Genomic DNA, 14,568 nt, shown 5'->3' with positions numbered 1-14,568 from the left:
GAACTCACTTCAGGAGAAATTTCATGATCTATGAGATCGCCGTACTGCCCGTTTACCAGGAACACATCGACAACTTCAGGCGCGCATTTGCCGAAGTCGCCCCTTTGCTCTGTCGCGCAAAGGGTTACTGCGGGCACATGCTGGCCCAGGGGATCGAAACGCCGCACCAATTCAACCTGATCGTGCGCTGGCGATCACTCGAAGATCACACGCCGGGCTTCGAAGCGAGTGAAGACCATCGGATGTTCATGATGGGCCTGCAGGAATACTTCTCTGCAGAACCGCAGGCCTATCACATCGAGGGAGCGGCTTTTGCGGCAGGTAGTCCGGAGTTCTGAGGCCCATCTGACATGAGCGGCGCAATTGGCCGATTGCAACCTGTCGCGGAAGGCTGCAATTGGCCGGTCACAGCATGTCCGGCGTCCCGGCCAACAGCAATCGCTCGGCGCGCTGCTAGTTTGAGGCGCGGCGAGCGTATTTCTTCTGCAGGATCATCGAGGCTTCGTTGTACGCTGTCTGGAAGGTGTCGCCGCCGACCCATTTCACGGCCGTGTCTTCGTCCTCATCGTGGAAGATTCCGCGATAGGTGATCAGCAGGCCCATCATGAAGTCGATGGCAGCGTCCTCCCCCTCCTCCGCGATCACCAGCTCCAGCACCGGGTATTGCAGGAACACCAGGCACATCGCCAGCAGGCTGATACCCTCGCCAACCTTCATCGCCTGGAACAGGTCGTCGAAGTGCGCCGGGTCGAAACCGTTTTCTTCGATGTCTTTGAAGTCGAAGGTGCTCAGGTCGATTTCGACATCATCGAAGGGCTCGTTGACCAGCGGATTGGCCAGCAGCGGATGTATGACATTGGGCTTGGCCTTGCCCGCACGATTCTGCTTGGCCTTGGCTTTGGCCCGCTGGGCACGCTTTTGCTGTTTATCCGAGGAGGCCATGGAGGCGATTTCCTTGTTCGAGGCAGCCATCTTCATGGCCCAGGGGTCGGGCACAGATTGTATTCAGTCTTGGCAGATTTTCCGCGATCTGACGCCCTATGGCCGACGAAACACCAGTAGCGTTGCGGTATTGCGCTGGCAGATGACGTCGTCCTGGTTGATCGCGAGATTCTCCATGATGACGATGCCGCGATCCGGCTTCGATTTCGACGGGGTTATGTCCTTCACCGTCGAGACCACGTGCAGGATATCTCCAGGCCTGACCACGCTCAGCCACTCGACATTGCAGCCCGCGCCGATGATGCCGGTGGCCAAGGGAACACTCTCCGCAAACAGCCGCATGACCACAGCCGACGTATGCCAGCCACTGGCTGCGAGCCCGTTGAAGAAGGATTGCTGGGCTGCGACCGGATCGATATGGAACGGCTGTGGGTCGAACTCACTTGCGAAGGAAAACACACGTTCGGCACTCATCTCGTAGTGACGGCTGGTGAAGGTATCGCCTACGCAAAGGTCTTCCAGGTAAAGCTTCTGTTGCGATTGGGTAAGGGTCACAGCGCGTCCCCGCGTTGAAATTGAGTCGGGATACGCTACCGCATTTGCTCGGTGTTCAGGCTCTATCCGGCGCTGCTCATCCGGCTCAATCGCGGATCGCGTCCAGAAAGTCCTGATAATGCTGAGCCGTTTCGGCAGGGCGTTCGAGCATGGGCACATGACCGCAGTTCTGCATGATCACCACGCTGGGGCGTTTCAGCAGCGGCTGCATCACACCGATGCTCGACACGTCCAGTACCCGATCCTGATCGCCCCACAGCAGCAAGGTCGGCACCTGGATCTTCGGCAGCTCCGGCTCCAGTGGCACGTAGTGTTTGCGCAGCTGGGCGAAGATTCGGTCGTAATGCGCGCGGTTGGCCATCGACTGCTCGGCGAAGTGCCGCTTCAACGGCCCCGGGATACTGGGCGGAGTGGCGAAGATGAACTGCATCAGCGCATCGAAGTCTTGCGGTTCTCGCACCACCAGCGGGTTGGGTTCGCCACGCTGCATGCGCAGGTACATCTCGCTCTTGGTCGGGCTGGTCACGCCGGCATTGTTCAGCAGGGCCAGGCTGAGTACCTGGTCGCCATGCCGCGCGCTATAGAGCGCGGCAATGTGGCCTCCCATGGAGTTGCCGATCAGGTGCAGTTTGCCCAGGCCCAGGGCCTGGATCACAGCGTGCAGGCGCTCGACCTGGCTGGCGACGTCATAGCTGACATCCGGCTTGCTGCTTTGCCCGAAGCCCGGCAAATCCAGGGCGATAACGCGGTAGCGCTCGGTGAGCTGGCGCGAGAAACGCAGCCAGGTGTCACGGTTGCCGCCGAAGCCATGCAGCATCAGTAGAGTTTCGCCATCGGCCGGGCCGCCCTCGTAGTAGCGAATGTTGAACTCGCCAACCTGGATCTCCTGGGGCGAGAGCCCGGCCATGCGCCGCTCGACCAGTTGCGTGGTGGCGAGCAGGGCCGAGGGGAAGAAGTACAGGCATGCCGTAGCGGCTAGCAACAGCACAACGATGGCCGAGATCAGTTTCTTCATGGCGACTCCCCGCGCCTCGTTGCCGGAATGACCGCTCAGGCTTTGGCGCCGGGAAGCGACCTAAGCGAAACGGTGCATGGCAATGTTCGGGACTTGGGAGTGGCGGCGCTATCGCTCTTCGGGGTGATCTCGCGGCGAGCGACACGACTGGCTGTCCACCGGATCGAGTCCGAACCGGTGGTTGCGCACTCAGCGCCCGCCTCGGCGGTCGAAGCGGGCCTGTGCTGGCGCGATTAGATGAAGGATTGCTTGGCTGCGCCGCGCGGCAGTCGATTGCGGCCCGGCAGCTGTTGCAGACGCTGCTGCCATTCGGCACGCACTGACAGTCTGGGGGTGGGTTTCGCGGCCTCGGCAGCGGCTGCCTTCTCCGCTTTCGCGGCGGCTCTCAGCTCCGCCAGGCTCGGCGCTTTGCGCACCGGCGCGGTAGCCATCTTTTCCACGGAGCGAAGGCAGAGCTTGCATGAAACCTGGGCGACATCCTGGCTGCTATTGAGGCCAGACCCGGTGCGTCCGCATGCAACACTCTCCTGGGACGCGAAGTAATGAATGACCAACGTGTTGTCTCCTGCATTTTCGGGCGCGGGATTCTACACAGTCACTCCATAGAGTCGACACAATTTTGCTGGAAGAACCGCTGGCCATCAGCCGAGAGAGCGAAACGATTCGCCGGCCGTATTCAGGAACCAGGTGATAACCGCCGCAGCGGCAAGCACCGCGACCACCAGGCAGACAAGCAGCCACTTGATCACCTTGCGCCATACCGAGGGTTTGCGCCTCGGCACCAGGGCCTCTCTGGCGAGTCTCATCTCCTCGGCACAGCGCGAACAGGGCGCGTTGTGCTGGAAGATGAGGAATCCGCATCGATCACACTGTCTCATGCTGCCGACTCGAAGCTTCTCGGGGGGCGTAAGCGCTCAGTATTTGTGGACGATACCCAGCCGGCCCATGATTTCCAGCGCGTTGACCAGCCCCAGACCATTCATGGGCAGGCAAGCGAAGGCCTGGCTCTCGTCGAAATGCGTGCCGATGGCCAGCAGCTTCAGATCATGAGCTTCCAGCTGCGCGTTGAAATACTGCAGCAGCGCCCGCTCCCAGTCGGGCGCGCGGTTGACGGCGTCGATGGTCGCGCCATCAGGTGTCGCGATGGCAATGCCCAACTGCCTTAGCGGCGCGAGGGCATTGACTGCGGCCACCCCGTAGGACGGCCACTCTTTCCATTCGAACTCGGCCAGCTGGTTGGCGCCGACCAGCGCCGATTCGAGCTGCCTCCAGGCCCAATCCCACTGCGCCGACGGCGCCGGAAGGTTATCCGCGAGCTCCTGCGCGTGGCGCTCCTCGAACAGGCAATAGAACAGCTCGGCCAGCGTGTCGCTCACGTCGAGCTGCGGCCCCTGCTCCTGGCTGTCCAGATCGCGACTCATGCGCTGCCACAGGTCGCCCAGCTCGCCCCAGTCCTCCTCGTCCATGGCGTCCTCGATGACCTCGGCCTTGTCGCCACGCTGGTAGTTGTCCAGCCGCGTCTTGCGCACGCGTATCGCGCCCTCGGCGAGATCGACCTCATAGCTGCGGTAATCCAGATAATTGGTCTGGAACACGATGCGGTCAGGAAACACCTCGTGGGCGAGCTCTTCCTCGGCGTCGAAATACGCCGCCCCTTCGAATTCGCCATGGGCGCTGGTAATGCGTTGAAACGACTGGAGGTCGATTGGATTCATTGGGTCTGATCGCATGAGGGAAGCGGAAGTGGGCCATCTGCGGAATATGCTGCCAGCCGCCCTCGATATCGCGCTGTCGACCAATGCTCAAACGTATGGCGCCGTATAGACGGTGTGGCATTGAAGCTTGCTTGGTGCTGCCAGCAAATACTTGAACACCCTCCCCGCTCTCCCCTCAAAACAGAGGTATCCAGCCTCAATGGAGAGCCGAGCACATGACCAGTCACGCAACGCCCAACGGCAAAGCCGAACAGACCCCGACCACCCATGAACCTCCCGCGAAGGAAGAGCAGCCGGACGAGGACATCACCGGGGAACAGCCGCGCAGTCGCTCGAATGAAGGCGATCCGCAGAACGCGCCCGACTGATCTGACGCGCCCTCGGCTCAACCGTGGGCCTGCGCCCTCAGCATCTCGTGGCGCATCTCCTCCTCGATCTCGACCACCGCGTGGGCGCGCATCGCCACGCCCAGGTTCTTCTGGTCGGTATCGATGGGAAACTGCTCCAGCAGGTAACGCTCCAGCTCGGCTTGCGCGGCATTTCTCTTGTCGCGCAGTGCATCAAGCGTGCAGCTCTCCTGTTGCTCCGTGACACTTGCCTTCATGCCAACCTCCCAGCTCGCAGATCCTGTACTCCAGATTTTTGAGCGCAGGGCGCTGTATCCATTCCAGATAAATGCAGGCAGCTCGTCCGAGAGCAACGCTCGCGCTTTCAATTTCGCCGCACAGCTACCGGCTCACCTTGCCTGGCGAACTCCAGCAACTGGCGAATGATGCGTTCCTGCTCCGCGTAGCCGCCTTCGCCCATGTGGGCATAGCGAATGCGCCCCTGGGCATCGATGAAGTAATGCGCCGGCCAGTACTGGTTATTGAAAGCGCTCCAGATGCGGTACTGGTTGTCGATCGCCACCGGGTGCTGCACACCCAGCCGCACCACCGCGTCGCGCACGTTCTCGACGATGCGCTCGTAGGGATACTCGGGCGTGTGCACGCCGATCACCACCAGCCCCTGGTAGGCATAGCGCCGCGCCCACTGGTTCACGTACGGCAGGCTATTGCGGCAGTTGATGCAGTCGTAGGTCCAGAAATCCACCAGCACCACCTTGCCACGCAGGGCTTGCAGATCCAGCGCCGGACCGTTGAGCCACTGGCTGGCCCCGTCCAGCGAGGGTGCCGGCCCCAGGTCGGGCAGCTGTTCGCTATCCGCGGCGCGCGCATCGCCGACCAGCTGTGTCAGCAACCTGGGCACGCCGTCGAGGACCTTGCGCTCCAGTGCGGACAGCAGGCTCGACGAGCCGGCGCCGGCCAGTTGGCCACTCATTCCGCTGGCGATGCCGATGACGGCCAGCAGCGCCACGCCACCCATGCCACGTCGCAGCCACTCGATCAGGCGTAGCGAGGGGCGCAGCCGCTGGACCACACCACGGCCCAGGAAGATCACCAGCGCCAGCGCCACGGCACTGCCGAGCCCGTAGCAGAACAGCAGCAGGCTGCTGGCGACCGCAAGCCCGCCGAGCATGGCCCCCGAGAGGATCAGGCCGAGTATCGGCCCAGCACAGGGCGCCCACAGCAACCCGCTGGCCAGCCCCAGCAACCAGGCGGAAAGCCCTGCAGGCAGCTTCCTGGCCTCGCCATGCAGGCGGTCGCCCAGCCACAGCAATGGGCGCGACAACCAGTTGCCGAAGCGGGTGGAGAGCAACGCCAGCGCGGACAACGCCAAGGCGGCGAGCGCCACATGGCGCCCCCAGACGCTGGCCGCGATGGCCCAGTCCGCAGACACCGCCGCCAGGCTGGCCAGCAAGGCAAATCCGGACGCCAGGCCGAGCAGGGTCAGCCAGATCGATGCGGCCGAGGCCCCGACCCTGGACAGCAACAGCGGCAGCACGGGCAGGATGCAGGGGCTGAGAATGGTCAGCATCCCACCGAGGAAGGCGATAAGCAGCATGGGTCACCTCGCAGTGCGCGAAAGGTCATGCCCGGCACGGCCGGGCGAGTCGGATGGGCAGCGATCAGTTGTCGTACTCGCAAGCCTGGGCATGCTTGAGGTAGGCCAGGCTGCGCTCACGGCCCTGGGAATCCAGGTAATCCATGCGCGCCTCCACCACCTGGCACAGCGTCGAAGGCGCTTCCTGCAGCTTCAGGACCTTCTGCACGTCCAGCTGCATGCCGTAGTGGTAGCGCTCGACGGGGATGCTCTCGGCGGCCTGCACGGCGAAGCTGCCGAAGGGAAGTACGCAGGCCAGAACGAGGGCGGCGCGGGTGATGGCTTTCATGGGAGTCTCCTGAGATTCATGGGGATGGCGATGGATCACATCTGCCGGGCGCCCATTGCATGTTCGGGAGGTATCGCCAATGTGTCGGGCACGGCGAACGATTGCCGCGCCAGGTATCACCCCGCAGCCTGGATACACTGCAATACAAAGGATGGCGGGCAAGTGCCGCCGAGGCCGATAGACTAGCCACCGTCATTGCAACGAGAGGCAGCCATGGACCATGTCGATCACATCCTGATCGTCGACGACGACCGGGAAATCCGCGAGCTGGTGGGCAACTACCTGAAGAAGAACGGCCTGCGCGTAAGCTTGGCAGCCGATGGCCGGCAGATGCGCGCCTTCCTCGAAGGCAACGCGGTGGACCTGATCGTGCTCGACATCATGATGCCCGGCGACGACGGCCTGAAGCTGTGCCGCGAGCTGCGCGTAGGCAAGCACAAGGCCACGCCGGTGTTGATGCTGACCGCGCGCAACGAGGAGACCGACCGCATCGTCGGCCTGGAGATGGGCGCCGACGACTACCTGACCAAGCCCTTCTCCGCCCGCGAACTGCTGGCGCGAATCAACGCCGTGCTGCGCCGCACGCGCATGCTGCCGCCGAACCTGCAGATCAGCGAAAGCAGCCGGCTGATCGGCTTCGGCCACTGGCGCCTGGACACCAGCGCGCGCCACCTGCTGGATGCGGCCGACACGGTGATCGCCCTGAGCGGCGCCGAATACCGCCTGCTGCGGGTGTTCCTCGACCATCCGCAGCGGGTGCTGAGCCGCGAGCAGTTACTCAACCTGACCCAGGGCCGCGAGGCCGACGTGTTCGACCGCTCCATCGACCTGCTGGTCAGCCGCCTGCGCCAGCGCCTGCTGGACGATGCCCGCGAGCCGGCCTACATCAAGACGGTGCGCAGCGAGGGCTACGTGTTCTCGCTGCCCGTGCAACTGATCGAGCCAGGCCTGTGAACGCTCTGCTGCGCTGGCCACGCACCCTGGCCGCACGCCTGACCCTGATCTTCCTGGTCGGCCTGGTGCTGGCCTACGGCATGTCGTTCAGCTCGCAGTTCTACGAGCGCTACCAGACCGGCCGCGACCTGATGCTCGACAACCTGCAGATGGACCTGAGCACCACGGTCATGCTGATCGACCGCCTGCCAGCCGCCGAGCGGGCCAGCTGGCTGCCGCTGCTGGAGCGACGCAACTACCGCTACCGGCTCGAAGAGGGCCTGCCCGGTATCCCGATGGACATGAACGAGGCGCCCATGGCGGTGCCCTCCATCGAGCGGGCCATCGGTGCGCATTTCCCCCTGCGCTTCGAGACCATCGAGGGGCCACGCCCGCACTTCCAGGTCCATATCCGCCTCAGCGACGGCAGCCCGCTGGTGCTCGATGTCACGCCCGGCAGCATCCCGGTGGCGCAGTGGTTGCCGCTGATGCTGGTGATGCAGTTGCTGGTACTGCTGGGCTGCACCTGGCTCGCGGTGCGCATGGCGATCCGCCCGCTGACCCGCCTGGCCAGTGCGGTTGACCACCTCGACCCGGACAGTCCAGCGCCCCCCCTGGACGAGCGCGGACCGAAGGAAGTGGCCTACGCCGCCCGCGCCTTCAATGCCCTGCAGGGGCGCATCGCCGCCTACCTGAAGGAACGCATGCAGCTGCTGGCGGCCATCTCCCACGACCTGCAGACGCCGATCACGCGCATGAAGCTGCGCGTCGAACAGATGGACGAGTCGCCGGAACGCGAGCGCCTGTGGAGCGACCTCAACGAGATGCAGCACCTGGTGCGCGAGGGCGTAGCCTACGCGCGCAGCATGGACGGCAGCCGCGAGGCGCTGTGCCGGGTCGACCTGGACGCCTTCCTCGACAGCCTGGTGCTCGACTATCAGGACAGTGGCCAGGCGGTGAGCCTGGCCGGCCGCAGCGGCGCCCTGGTGGAAACCCGTCCGCATGCCCTGCGGCGGGTGCTGAGCAACCTGATCGACAACGCCCTCAAGTTCGCCGGCAGCGCCGAGCTGCGGGTGGAGCGCGACGAGCACGGCGTGCGCCTGCAGGTGCTGGACCACGGCCCCGGCATCGCCGAGGCCGAGCTGGAAGAGGTGTTCAAGCCGTTCTACCGGGTGGAGAGTTCGCGCAACCGCAGCACCGGCGGCACCGGCCTCGGCCTGGCCATTGCCCTGCAGCTGAGCCAGGCGCTCGGTGCACATCTGACGCTGCGCAACCGCGACAGCGGCGGTCTGTGCGCGCAACTGGAGCTGTGTGTAACAAGCTGAGCCGGAGATACACAGGGATACAGGACGGCCCGCGGCGGACACATCCAGGACAAACCGGCTGGCGAGCATGGCACCGACCGCGCGATGGCATTCCGCCGACGCGCACCGCTCCCGGAGCCCGCCGATGCCCCCTATCACTGCCGCCACCACCCCCGCCAGCCTGCATGGCTGGCGCCTGTTCAGCCTGCTTTCCCTGCTCGTCCTCGCCGCCACCGCCCTGGCGCTGCTCTGGCAGCCACAGCTGGTGGAGGCGCTGCGCAGCGCCATCCGCGTCACCGCACGCACCTCCTTCGTGCTGTTCCTGATCGCCTTCCTCGCCTCGTCGCTGGTCATCCTGCTGCCCAGTCCGACCACCCGCGCGCTGCTGCGCGAACGACGCTTCTTCGGCCTGGCATTCGCCTTCTCCCACCTGATCCACGGCGTGCTGATCCTGACCTACGCGCAACTGTTTCCCGAGGTGTTCTGGAACGGGCGCTCCGCGGCCGCCAATATCCCCGGCTCGCTGGGCTACCTGTTCATCCTGCTGCTCGCCCTCACCTCCTTCCCCTGGGCAATGAAGGCCCTCGGCGGCCGTGGCTGGAAGGCGCTGCACAGCACCGGCACCTGGGTGCTGGCGCTGATCTTCTGCTTCTCGTTCTACAAGCGCATCCCGCTGAGCCCCGGCTATGTGCTGGCCTTCGGCCTGATGTTCTCCGCCATCGTGCTCAAGCTGGTCGCCAAGCTGGCCCAGCGCGTGCGCCGCAACGCTCAGCCGGCCCGTACGCCGCTCGCCACCGCCCGCTGATTCGAGGTCACCATGAACACGCTCGCACTCGCTCCACTGAAGAATGTCTTCGCCCATATCGACCGTCTCGGCGCCTGGAGCGCCGACCTGCCGCTGCGCCTGTTCCTCGCCTGGGAATTCTTCGAGGCCGGCCTGGAGAAATGGAACGGGCCGAACTGGTTCGCCCAGCTGCAGTTCCCCTTTCCCTTCGACCTGCTGCCGGCCGAGGTGAACTGGCAACTGTCGATGTGGATCGAGCTGATCGCGCCCCTGCTCCTGCTGCTCGGCTTGGGCACGCGCCTGGCGTCGGCCACCCTGATCGTCCTGACCGTGGTGGCTATCGCCGCCGTGCACTGGCCGGTGCACTGGTCGAGCCTGGCGGAGCTGGCGCTGGGCTACTCGATCAGCGACCACGGCCATGGCAACTACAAGCTGCCGCTGATCTATCTGGTCGCCCTGCTGCCGCTGCTGCTCAAGGGCGCCGGGCTACTGAGCCTGGATGCACTGCTGCGCCGCAAGGCCTGATCCACGCAACAAAAAAGCCCGCGCACCTCGACAGGTACGCGGGCTTTTTCATGACCGGCGTTCAGGCGTTGGCAAGGGTACCAAGCACCACGCCCTGGGCGCGCAGGCTCTCCAGCAGCGCCAGTCCGGCCGGCTCAATTTCCTCCGGCGTCACACCGATGGCCTCGGCCAGCAGCGCCAGGTGTTCACGGCCGCTGACATCACGTTCCTGCAGCGACAGCAGCAGCGCATGAGCCAGCGGCGCCAGCCGCGAGAAATGCACGCGCAGGTCCGCCCGGCGCTGGGCGAGGATCAGCGTAGGCTGCGCCGGCGCCTGCTGCGGCTGATGCCTCGGGCCGATCTCCGCCACCGGCCAGCGATAGGCCAGCGGCCAGGCCAGGGGCGACAACACCAGCACGCCGTCGAGCAGATCGCCCTGGGGGTTATGCGCCGGCTCGCCCGCATCGCTAAGCAGCAGCACACTCTCCACCCGCTCGTAATGGGCCAGCTCGGCCAGCCACTCCGGTACATCCGGCGTCTCGCCCGCCTCCAGGTAGTCGACGAACTCGCCGGCCAGCTCGGTGAACAGCGGTGTACGGCAGCGATGGTCGGCGTAGAAGGCCTGCACCAGCGCCTGCCAGCGAGCGCTGCCCAGGCTCGCCCGCGCCACCGGAAAGGCACCGGACAGCAACGAATCGAGATTGCCGAAGAACAGCTGCCGATAGACCGCCAGGCGCCGCGCCTCGATACCCGGTGGCGGCGCATGGCGCTGCGGGTCGCGCACATGGCGGGCCATGCGCAGCAGTTGCTCATACAGTGCCTCAGCCATGGCGCACCTCCGGCAGCCGTGCGGCGCGCTGGTAGCCGCGAATCTGCTCGACCTCGCTCAGCAGCTCGGCCAGCGGCGGGAAGTTGAAGTCCCGCTCCAGCAGCGTCGGCACCTCGCCGAAGCGCGCATAGGCCTGCGCCAGCAGCGCCCACACATCGCCCTTCACGGCGGCGCCGTGGGTGTCGATCTTCAGGTCCGGTGCCTCGTCGTAATGCCCGGCCACGTGCAGGCACACCACCCGCGCGGCGGGAATCGCCGCCAGGTAGCTGGCCGCGTCGTAGCCATGGTTGATGGCGTTGACGAACAGGTTGTTGACGTCCAGCAGCAGGTCGCAGTCGGCCTCGTCCAGCACCGCGCGGAGGAACTCGATCTCGCTCAGCGCCTGGTAGGGCGCCGCGTAGTAGGAAACGTTTTCCACCGCGATGCGCCGGCCCAGCACGTCCTGGGCCTGGCGGATGCGTGCCGCCACGTGGTGCACGGCCTCGTCGGTGAACGGCAGCGGCAGCAGGTCGTACAGCTGACCGTCGTCCGAGCAGTAACTCAGGTGCTCGCTGTACAGCGGCACCCGATGACGGTCGAGAAAGGTGCGGGTGTGGCGCAGCAGATCGAGGTCCAGCGGCGCCGGGCCGCCGAGCGACAGCGACAGGCCGTGGCAGGTCAGCGGGATGCGCTCTGCCAATGCCGCGAGGCCGTCACCATGGGCGCCGCCGACGCCGATCCAGTTGTCCGGCGCGCATTCGAGAAAATCCACGCTGCCGGGCGCCATCGCCAGCAGCTCGGGCAGCAAGGCACGGCGCAGGCCGAGGCCGGCGCCATGCACGGGGGCAAGAATGGTCATATGGGTTCTCCAGATGGACGAACGCCCTCCCGGTCGGTGACAGGGAGGGCGTGGTTTCAGGGGGGCGGATCAGTCCTTGGCCTGGCTCATCTTGGTGAACAGCTCAGTCGGCACTGGCTTGCCGTTGCTGGTGTACTGGTTGCTGCGGAACTTGTAGACCTCGGCCTCGGACAGATAGCCGTCGGCGTTGCTGTCCATGGCCTTGAACTCGCCGCTGCCGTTCGGCGCCACGGCCAGCAACTCCTTGAGGGAGACGCGGCCGTCATCGTCGGTATCGGTGCGGGAGAAGGAGGCATCGCCACATTTGCCTTCCCCGCATTTACCTTCACCACACTTGCCTTCGGCCTGCGTGGCCTTGGCCTCGCCGCCACACTTGCCCTCGCCGCATTTGCCTTCACCACACTTGCCCTCCCCGGCCTTGTCGGCGGCGGCCAGCTGATAGCCCTGGGGCAGTTGTTCGACGGCGAAGGCGGTGGACGCCAGGTTCATGCCGCCGGCCAGGGCGACAGCGAGCAGGCCGATGCGGGACTTGTTGGAAACGGTACGGGACATGGAAGTTCTCCGGTGCTGGGCGCGATGGCGCGCGGATGTGCCACAAGGCGGTTGGCCGACCGAGGTCGCGTGGTGCGGGTCTCTTTCGGGTGTCGCCATTTGGCCGCGCGCTTGTATCTGGCACGTATCGGAGAGGCGCTCGCTTTGTATGCCAGCCGCGCCCAGGACGCGGCAGATACGGAGTGATACGCAGGGTGGCGTTCAGGCGTCAGCGGCCCACTGGCGCTGCTGCTCCATGATGAAGTCGACGAACGCGCGCAGGCGCAGCGGCATATGCCGGCCCTGGGGATACAACAGGGTGAAGGGCCGCGAGCGACCGGCGAAAGGTTGCAGCACCTCGACCAGCGAACCCTCGGCCAGCTCCCGCTCGACGATGAAGCGGTAGGTCTGGAACAGCCCCGCGCCATGCTTGGCCAGGGTCACGCCACCCAGCACATCGTCCGAGCAAACGTAGCCGCCCTCGGTAAGGATCTCCCGCTCCTGCCCCCCGTCGTTGAACAGCCAGGTGATGCGCCGCCCGCTGCTGGGCAGCTCGAACTGGATGCAGTCGTGCCGTGCCAGGTCCTCCAGAGTCTGCGGCACGCCCTCGCGCGCCAGGTACGCGGGCGTGGCCACCACCACCAGGCGGGCATCCTCCAGCGGTCGGGCGATCAGGGTCGAGTCCGGTTGCGCACGCACGCGAATGGCCAGGTCGTAGCCTTCGCCGACGAAGTCGATATTGCGGTTGCCCAGATGGACATCAACCTGCACCTTCGGGTAGCGCCGGCGAAACTCGGGCAGCAGCGGCAGGATGCGGTGATGGCCGTAGGTGGTCGGCAGGCTGATGCGCAGCGTGCCCGACGGCTCCTGCTGCTGGCCGCTCACCGCGCGCTCGGCCTCCACCAGTTGGGTCAGCGCCTGGCGGCACTGCTGGTAGTAGCTGCGGCCGCCCTCGGTCAGGCGGATGCTGCGCGTGGTGCGCACGAATAGCCGGGAACCCAGGCGCTCCTCCAGGCGACCGATCGAGCGACTGACCGCCGCCGGCGTCACACCCGCCGCCAGCCCGGCCGCGGTGAAGCTCCCCAGCTCCGCCGCCAGACAGAACAGTTCGATGCTGCCGAGCAGGATGTCGTCGAATTGGCGCTGCATGATTGATTACACCATGTATCAACTGAATTTCTCGCAACCATATTTATCCGCATATCGCGCAAAAATATAGTCCTCCCAACGGCGCCACTCGGTGCCTCCTCATCGGGAGAAGCGACATGAGCAACAGCAGAACCGTGGTGATTACCGGCGCCTCCAGCGGCATCGGCTTCGGCCTGGTCCAGGCCTTCCTGGCCAATGGCTTCAACGTGGTCGGCAACGCCCGCTCTGCCGAGGGTCTGGACAAAGCCCGCGCGCAGCTGGGCAATCCCGCCGCCTTCATCGGCGTGGCCGGCGATATCGCCAAGCCGGACACCGCGCGCCGCCTCATCCAGGCCGGCGTCGAAGCCTTCGGCCAGGTCGATGTGCTGGTCAACAACGCCGGTTTCTTCCTGCCCAAGCCCTTCATCGAATACAGCCCGGACGACATCGACGGCCTGCTGGAGACCAACCTCAAGGGCGTGGTCTACGCCTCCCAGGCGGCCGCCGCGCACATGATCGAGCGGCGCCAGGGCCACATCATCAACATCACCGCCGCCGTGGCGCTGCAGGCCAACATCAGCGTGCCGGCGGCATTGCCGGTGCTGATCAAGGGCGGCGTCAACCAGGTCACTCGCGCCCTGGCACTGGAACTGTCGCCGCACAATATCCAGGTCAACGCGGTAGCGCCCGGCATCATCGAGACGCCGATGCACGACCCGGCCAGCTACGGTTTCCTCAACGGCCTGCAGCCGGCCGGGCGCATGGGTCGCGTCGAAGAGATCGCCGATGCCGTGCTGTACCTGGCCAATGCCAACTTCACCACGGGCGTGGTACTGCCGGTCGACGGCGGCATGAGCGCCGGCAAATGGTAATAGGCTGATCAATCATCCCCTTCACTCACACAGGAGCAGCACCATGCCCTTCGTCAGCCTCCGCATCACCCGCGATGGAGTCACCCGCGAGCAGAAAGCCCAGGTCATCAAGGAAATCACCGAGACCCTGCAGCGCGTGCTCAACAAGCAGCCCGAGCTTACCCATATCGTGATCGAGGAAGTCGACACCGATAACTGGGGCTACGCGGGCATCACCACCACCGAGTACCGCCGCAAGTTGCCCAAGGGCTGACGCGCAGCCCATGAAAAACCCCCGGCCTTGCGACCGGGGGCTTTCTCTTTGCTGTTGCGCCGGATTCGGCTGCCACGCCGGCGGGCCTGGCTC

At 65.3% G+C, this 14,568-nt stretch carries 21 protein-coding genes; 8 read left to right on the top strand and 13 right to left on the bottom strand.

Translation table 11 applies throughout. From position 1 onward, the window contains the following. Window positions 1-23: 23 nt before the first annotated feature. Window positions 24-338 (top strand): antibiotic biosynthesis monooxygenase family protein, encoded by a 315-nt coding sequence (locus tag IB232_RS20860; RefSeq protein WP_192400466.1) that lies wholly within the window; start codon window positions 24-26, stop codon window positions 336-338. Between the two features lie 115 nt (window positions 339-453). On the opposite strand, the gene IB232_RS20855 is transcribed toward IB232_RS20860, so the two are convergent. The 6 genes from IB232_RS20855 to IB232_RS20830 form a co-directional block, all read right to left on the bottom strand. Next, a complete protein-coding gene (locus tag IB232_RS20855) occupies window positions 454-942 on the bottom strand; it encodes a hypothetical protein (RefSeq protein ID WP_192400561.1) in 489 nt (162 codons plus the stop codon). A 96-nt stretch (window positions 943-1,038) separates the two neighbouring features. After that, on the bottom strand, window positions 1,039-1,497 hold the full coding sequence (locus IB232_RS20850) for a MaoC family dehydratase (protein WP_318652298.1): 459 nt from the start codon (window positions 1,495-1,497) through the stop codon (window positions 1,039-1,041). 85 nt (window positions 1,498-1,582) lie between these two features. Then, complete coding sequence (locus IB232_RS20845) at window positions 1,583-2,512, bottom strand: alpha/beta fold hydrolase (protein WP_192400464.1); 930 nt, start codon at window positions 2,510-2,512, stop codon at window positions 1,583-1,585. Window positions 2,513-2,745: 233 nt separating this feature from the next. Further along, the gene (locus IB232_RS20840) at window positions 2,746-3,066 is read right to left on the bottom strand and encodes a hypothetical protein (protein ID WP_192400463.1); all 321 of its coding nucleotides are present in this window, start codon (window positions 3,064-3,066) and stop codon (window positions 2,746-2,748) included. Between the two features lie 87 nt (window positions 3,067-3,153). Continuing rightward, window positions 3,154-3,318 (bottom strand): hypothetical protein, encoded by a 165-nt coding sequence (locus IB232_RS20835; protein ID WP_192400462.1) that lies wholly within the window; start codon window positions 3,316-3,318, stop codon window positions 3,154-3,156. A 108-nt stretch (window positions 3,319-3,426) separates the two neighbouring features. Continuing rightward, a complete protein-coding gene (locus tag IB232_RS20830; RefSeq protein ID WP_192400461.1) occupies window positions 3,427-4,227 on the bottom strand; it encodes a hypothetical protein in 801 nt (266 codons plus the stop codon). A gap of 215 nt (window positions 4,228-4,442) precedes the next feature. Here IB232_RS20830 and IB232_RS20825 point away from each other — a divergent pair, with 215 nt between their 5' ends. Continuing rightward, entirely contained in the window at window positions 4,443-4,595 is a 153-nt protein-coding gene (locus tag IB232_RS20825) for a hypothetical protein (protein WP_192400460.1), read from the top strand. Window positions 4,596-4,612: 17 nt separating this feature from the next. Here the strand turns inward: IB232_RS20825 and IB232_RS20820 are convergent, their stop codons facing one another. The 3 genes from IB232_RS20820 to IB232_RS20810 all read right to left on the bottom strand — a co-directional run bounded on the left by IB232_RS20820 (window position 4,613) and on the right by IB232_RS20810 (window position 6,499). Further along, window positions 4,613-4,831 (bottom strand): hypothetical protein, encoded by a 219-nt coding sequence (locus IB232_RS20820; protein ID WP_192400459.1) that lies wholly within the window; start codon window positions 4,829-4,831, stop codon window positions 4,613-4,615. Window positions 4,832-4,938: 107 nt separating this feature from the next. Then, a complete protein-coding gene (locus tag IB232_RS20815; protein WP_192400458.1) occupies window positions 4,939-6,171 on the bottom strand; it encodes a cytochrome c biogenesis protein DipZ in 1,233 nt (410 codons plus the stop codon). A 64-nt stretch (window positions 6,172-6,235) separates the two neighbouring features. After that, the gene (locus tag IB232_RS20810) at window positions 6,236-6,499 is read right to left on the bottom strand and encodes a DUF2790 domain-containing protein (RefSeq protein WP_192400457.1); all 264 of its coding nucleotides are present in this window, start codon (window positions 6,497-6,499) and stop codon (window positions 6,236-6,238) included. A 213-nt stretch (window positions 6,500-6,712) separates the two neighbouring features. Between IB232_RS20810 and IB232_RS20805 the strand changes: the two genes are divergently transcribed. From IB232_RS20805 to IB232_RS20790, 4 genes are all read left to right on the top strand, one after another. Beyond that, window positions 6,713-7,453: a response regulator gene (locus IB232_RS20805; RefSeq protein ID WP_137972050.1), complete on the top strand. Its 741-nt coding sequence runs from the start codon at window positions 6,713-6,715 to the stop codon at window positions 7,451-7,453. A gap of 8 nt (window positions 7,454-7,461) precedes the next feature. Continuing rightward, window positions 7,462-8,757: an ATP-binding protein gene (locus IB232_RS20800; protein ID WP_192400560.1), complete on the top strand. Its 1,296-nt coding sequence runs from the start codon at window positions 7,462-7,464 to the stop codon at window positions 8,755-8,757. Between the two features lie 124 nt (window positions 8,758-8,881). Next, entirely contained in the window at window positions 8,882-9,541 is a 660-nt protein-coding gene (locus IB232_RS20795; protein WP_192400456.1) for a ferric reductase-like transmembrane domain-containing protein, read from the top strand. A 12-nt stretch (window positions 9,542-9,553) separates the two neighbouring features. Then, the gene (locus IB232_RS20790; protein ID WP_192400455.1) at window positions 9,554-10,045 is read left to right on the top strand and encodes a DoxX family protein; all 492 of its coding nucleotides are present in this window, start codon (window positions 9,554-9,556) and stop codon (window positions 10,043-10,045) included. Window positions 10,046-10,106: 61 nt separating this feature from the next. Here IB232_RS20790 and IB232_RS20785 read toward each other — a convergent pair whose 3' ends face one another. The 4 genes from IB232_RS20785 to IB232_RS20770 all read right to left on the bottom strand — a co-directional run bounded on the left by IB232_RS20785 (window position 10,107) and on the right by IB232_RS20770 (window position 13,371). Further along, window positions 10,107-10,853: a DUF2063 domain-containing protein gene (locus tag IB232_RS20785; RefSeq protein ID WP_192400454.1), complete on the bottom strand. Its 747-nt coding sequence runs from the start codon at window positions 10,851-10,853 to the stop codon at window positions 10,107-10,109. Then, entirely contained in the window at window positions 10,846-11,691 is an 846-nt protein-coding gene (locus IB232_RS20780; RefSeq protein ID WP_192400453.1) for a DUF692 domain-containing protein, read from the bottom strand. The genes IB232_RS20785 and IB232_RS20780 overlap by 8 nt, the downstream gene beginning before the upstream one ends. A 69-nt stretch (window positions 11,692-11,760) precedes the next feature. After that, the gene (locus IB232_RS20775; protein WP_192400452.1) at window positions 11,761-12,243 is read right to left on the bottom strand and encodes a hypothetical protein; all 483 of its coding nucleotides are present in this window, start codon (window positions 12,241-12,243) and stop codon (window positions 11,761-11,763) included. 201 nt (window positions 12,244-12,444) lie between these two features. After that, window positions 12,445-13,371 carry a LysR family transcriptional regulator gene (locus IB232_RS20770; RefSeq protein ID WP_192400451.1) on the bottom strand — a complete coding sequence of 309 codons (927 nt, stop codon included), beginning with the start codon at window positions 13,369-13,371 and terminating at the stop codon, window positions 12,445-12,447. A 116-nt stretch (window positions 13,372-13,487) separates the two neighbouring features. On the opposite strand from IB232_RS20770, the gene IB232_RS20765 reads away from it, so the two are divergent. Next, window positions 13,488-14,222 (top strand): SDR family NAD(P)-dependent oxidoreductase, encoded by a 735-nt coding sequence (locus IB232_RS20765; protein ID WP_192400450.1) that lies wholly within the window; start codon window positions 13,488-13,490, stop codon window positions 14,220-14,222. A gap of 43 nt (window positions 14,223-14,265) precedes the next feature. Continuing rightward, complete coding sequence (locus IB232_RS20760) at window positions 14,266-14,475, top strand: tautomerase family protein (RefSeq protein ID WP_192400449.1); 210 nt, start codon at window positions 14,266-14,268, stop codon at window positions 14,473-14,475. Window positions 14,476-14,568: the final 93 nt, after the last annotated feature.

Source organism: Pseudomonas sp. PDM15, assembly GCF_014851565.1.
Taxonomy (GTDB): domain Bacteria; phylum Pseudomonadota; class Gammaproteobacteria; order Pseudomonadales; family Pseudomonadaceae; genus Aquipseudomonas.
The sequence above is the reverse complement of the archived record's forward strand: the minus strand, read 5'-3'. Positions and strand labels throughout refer to the sequence as shown.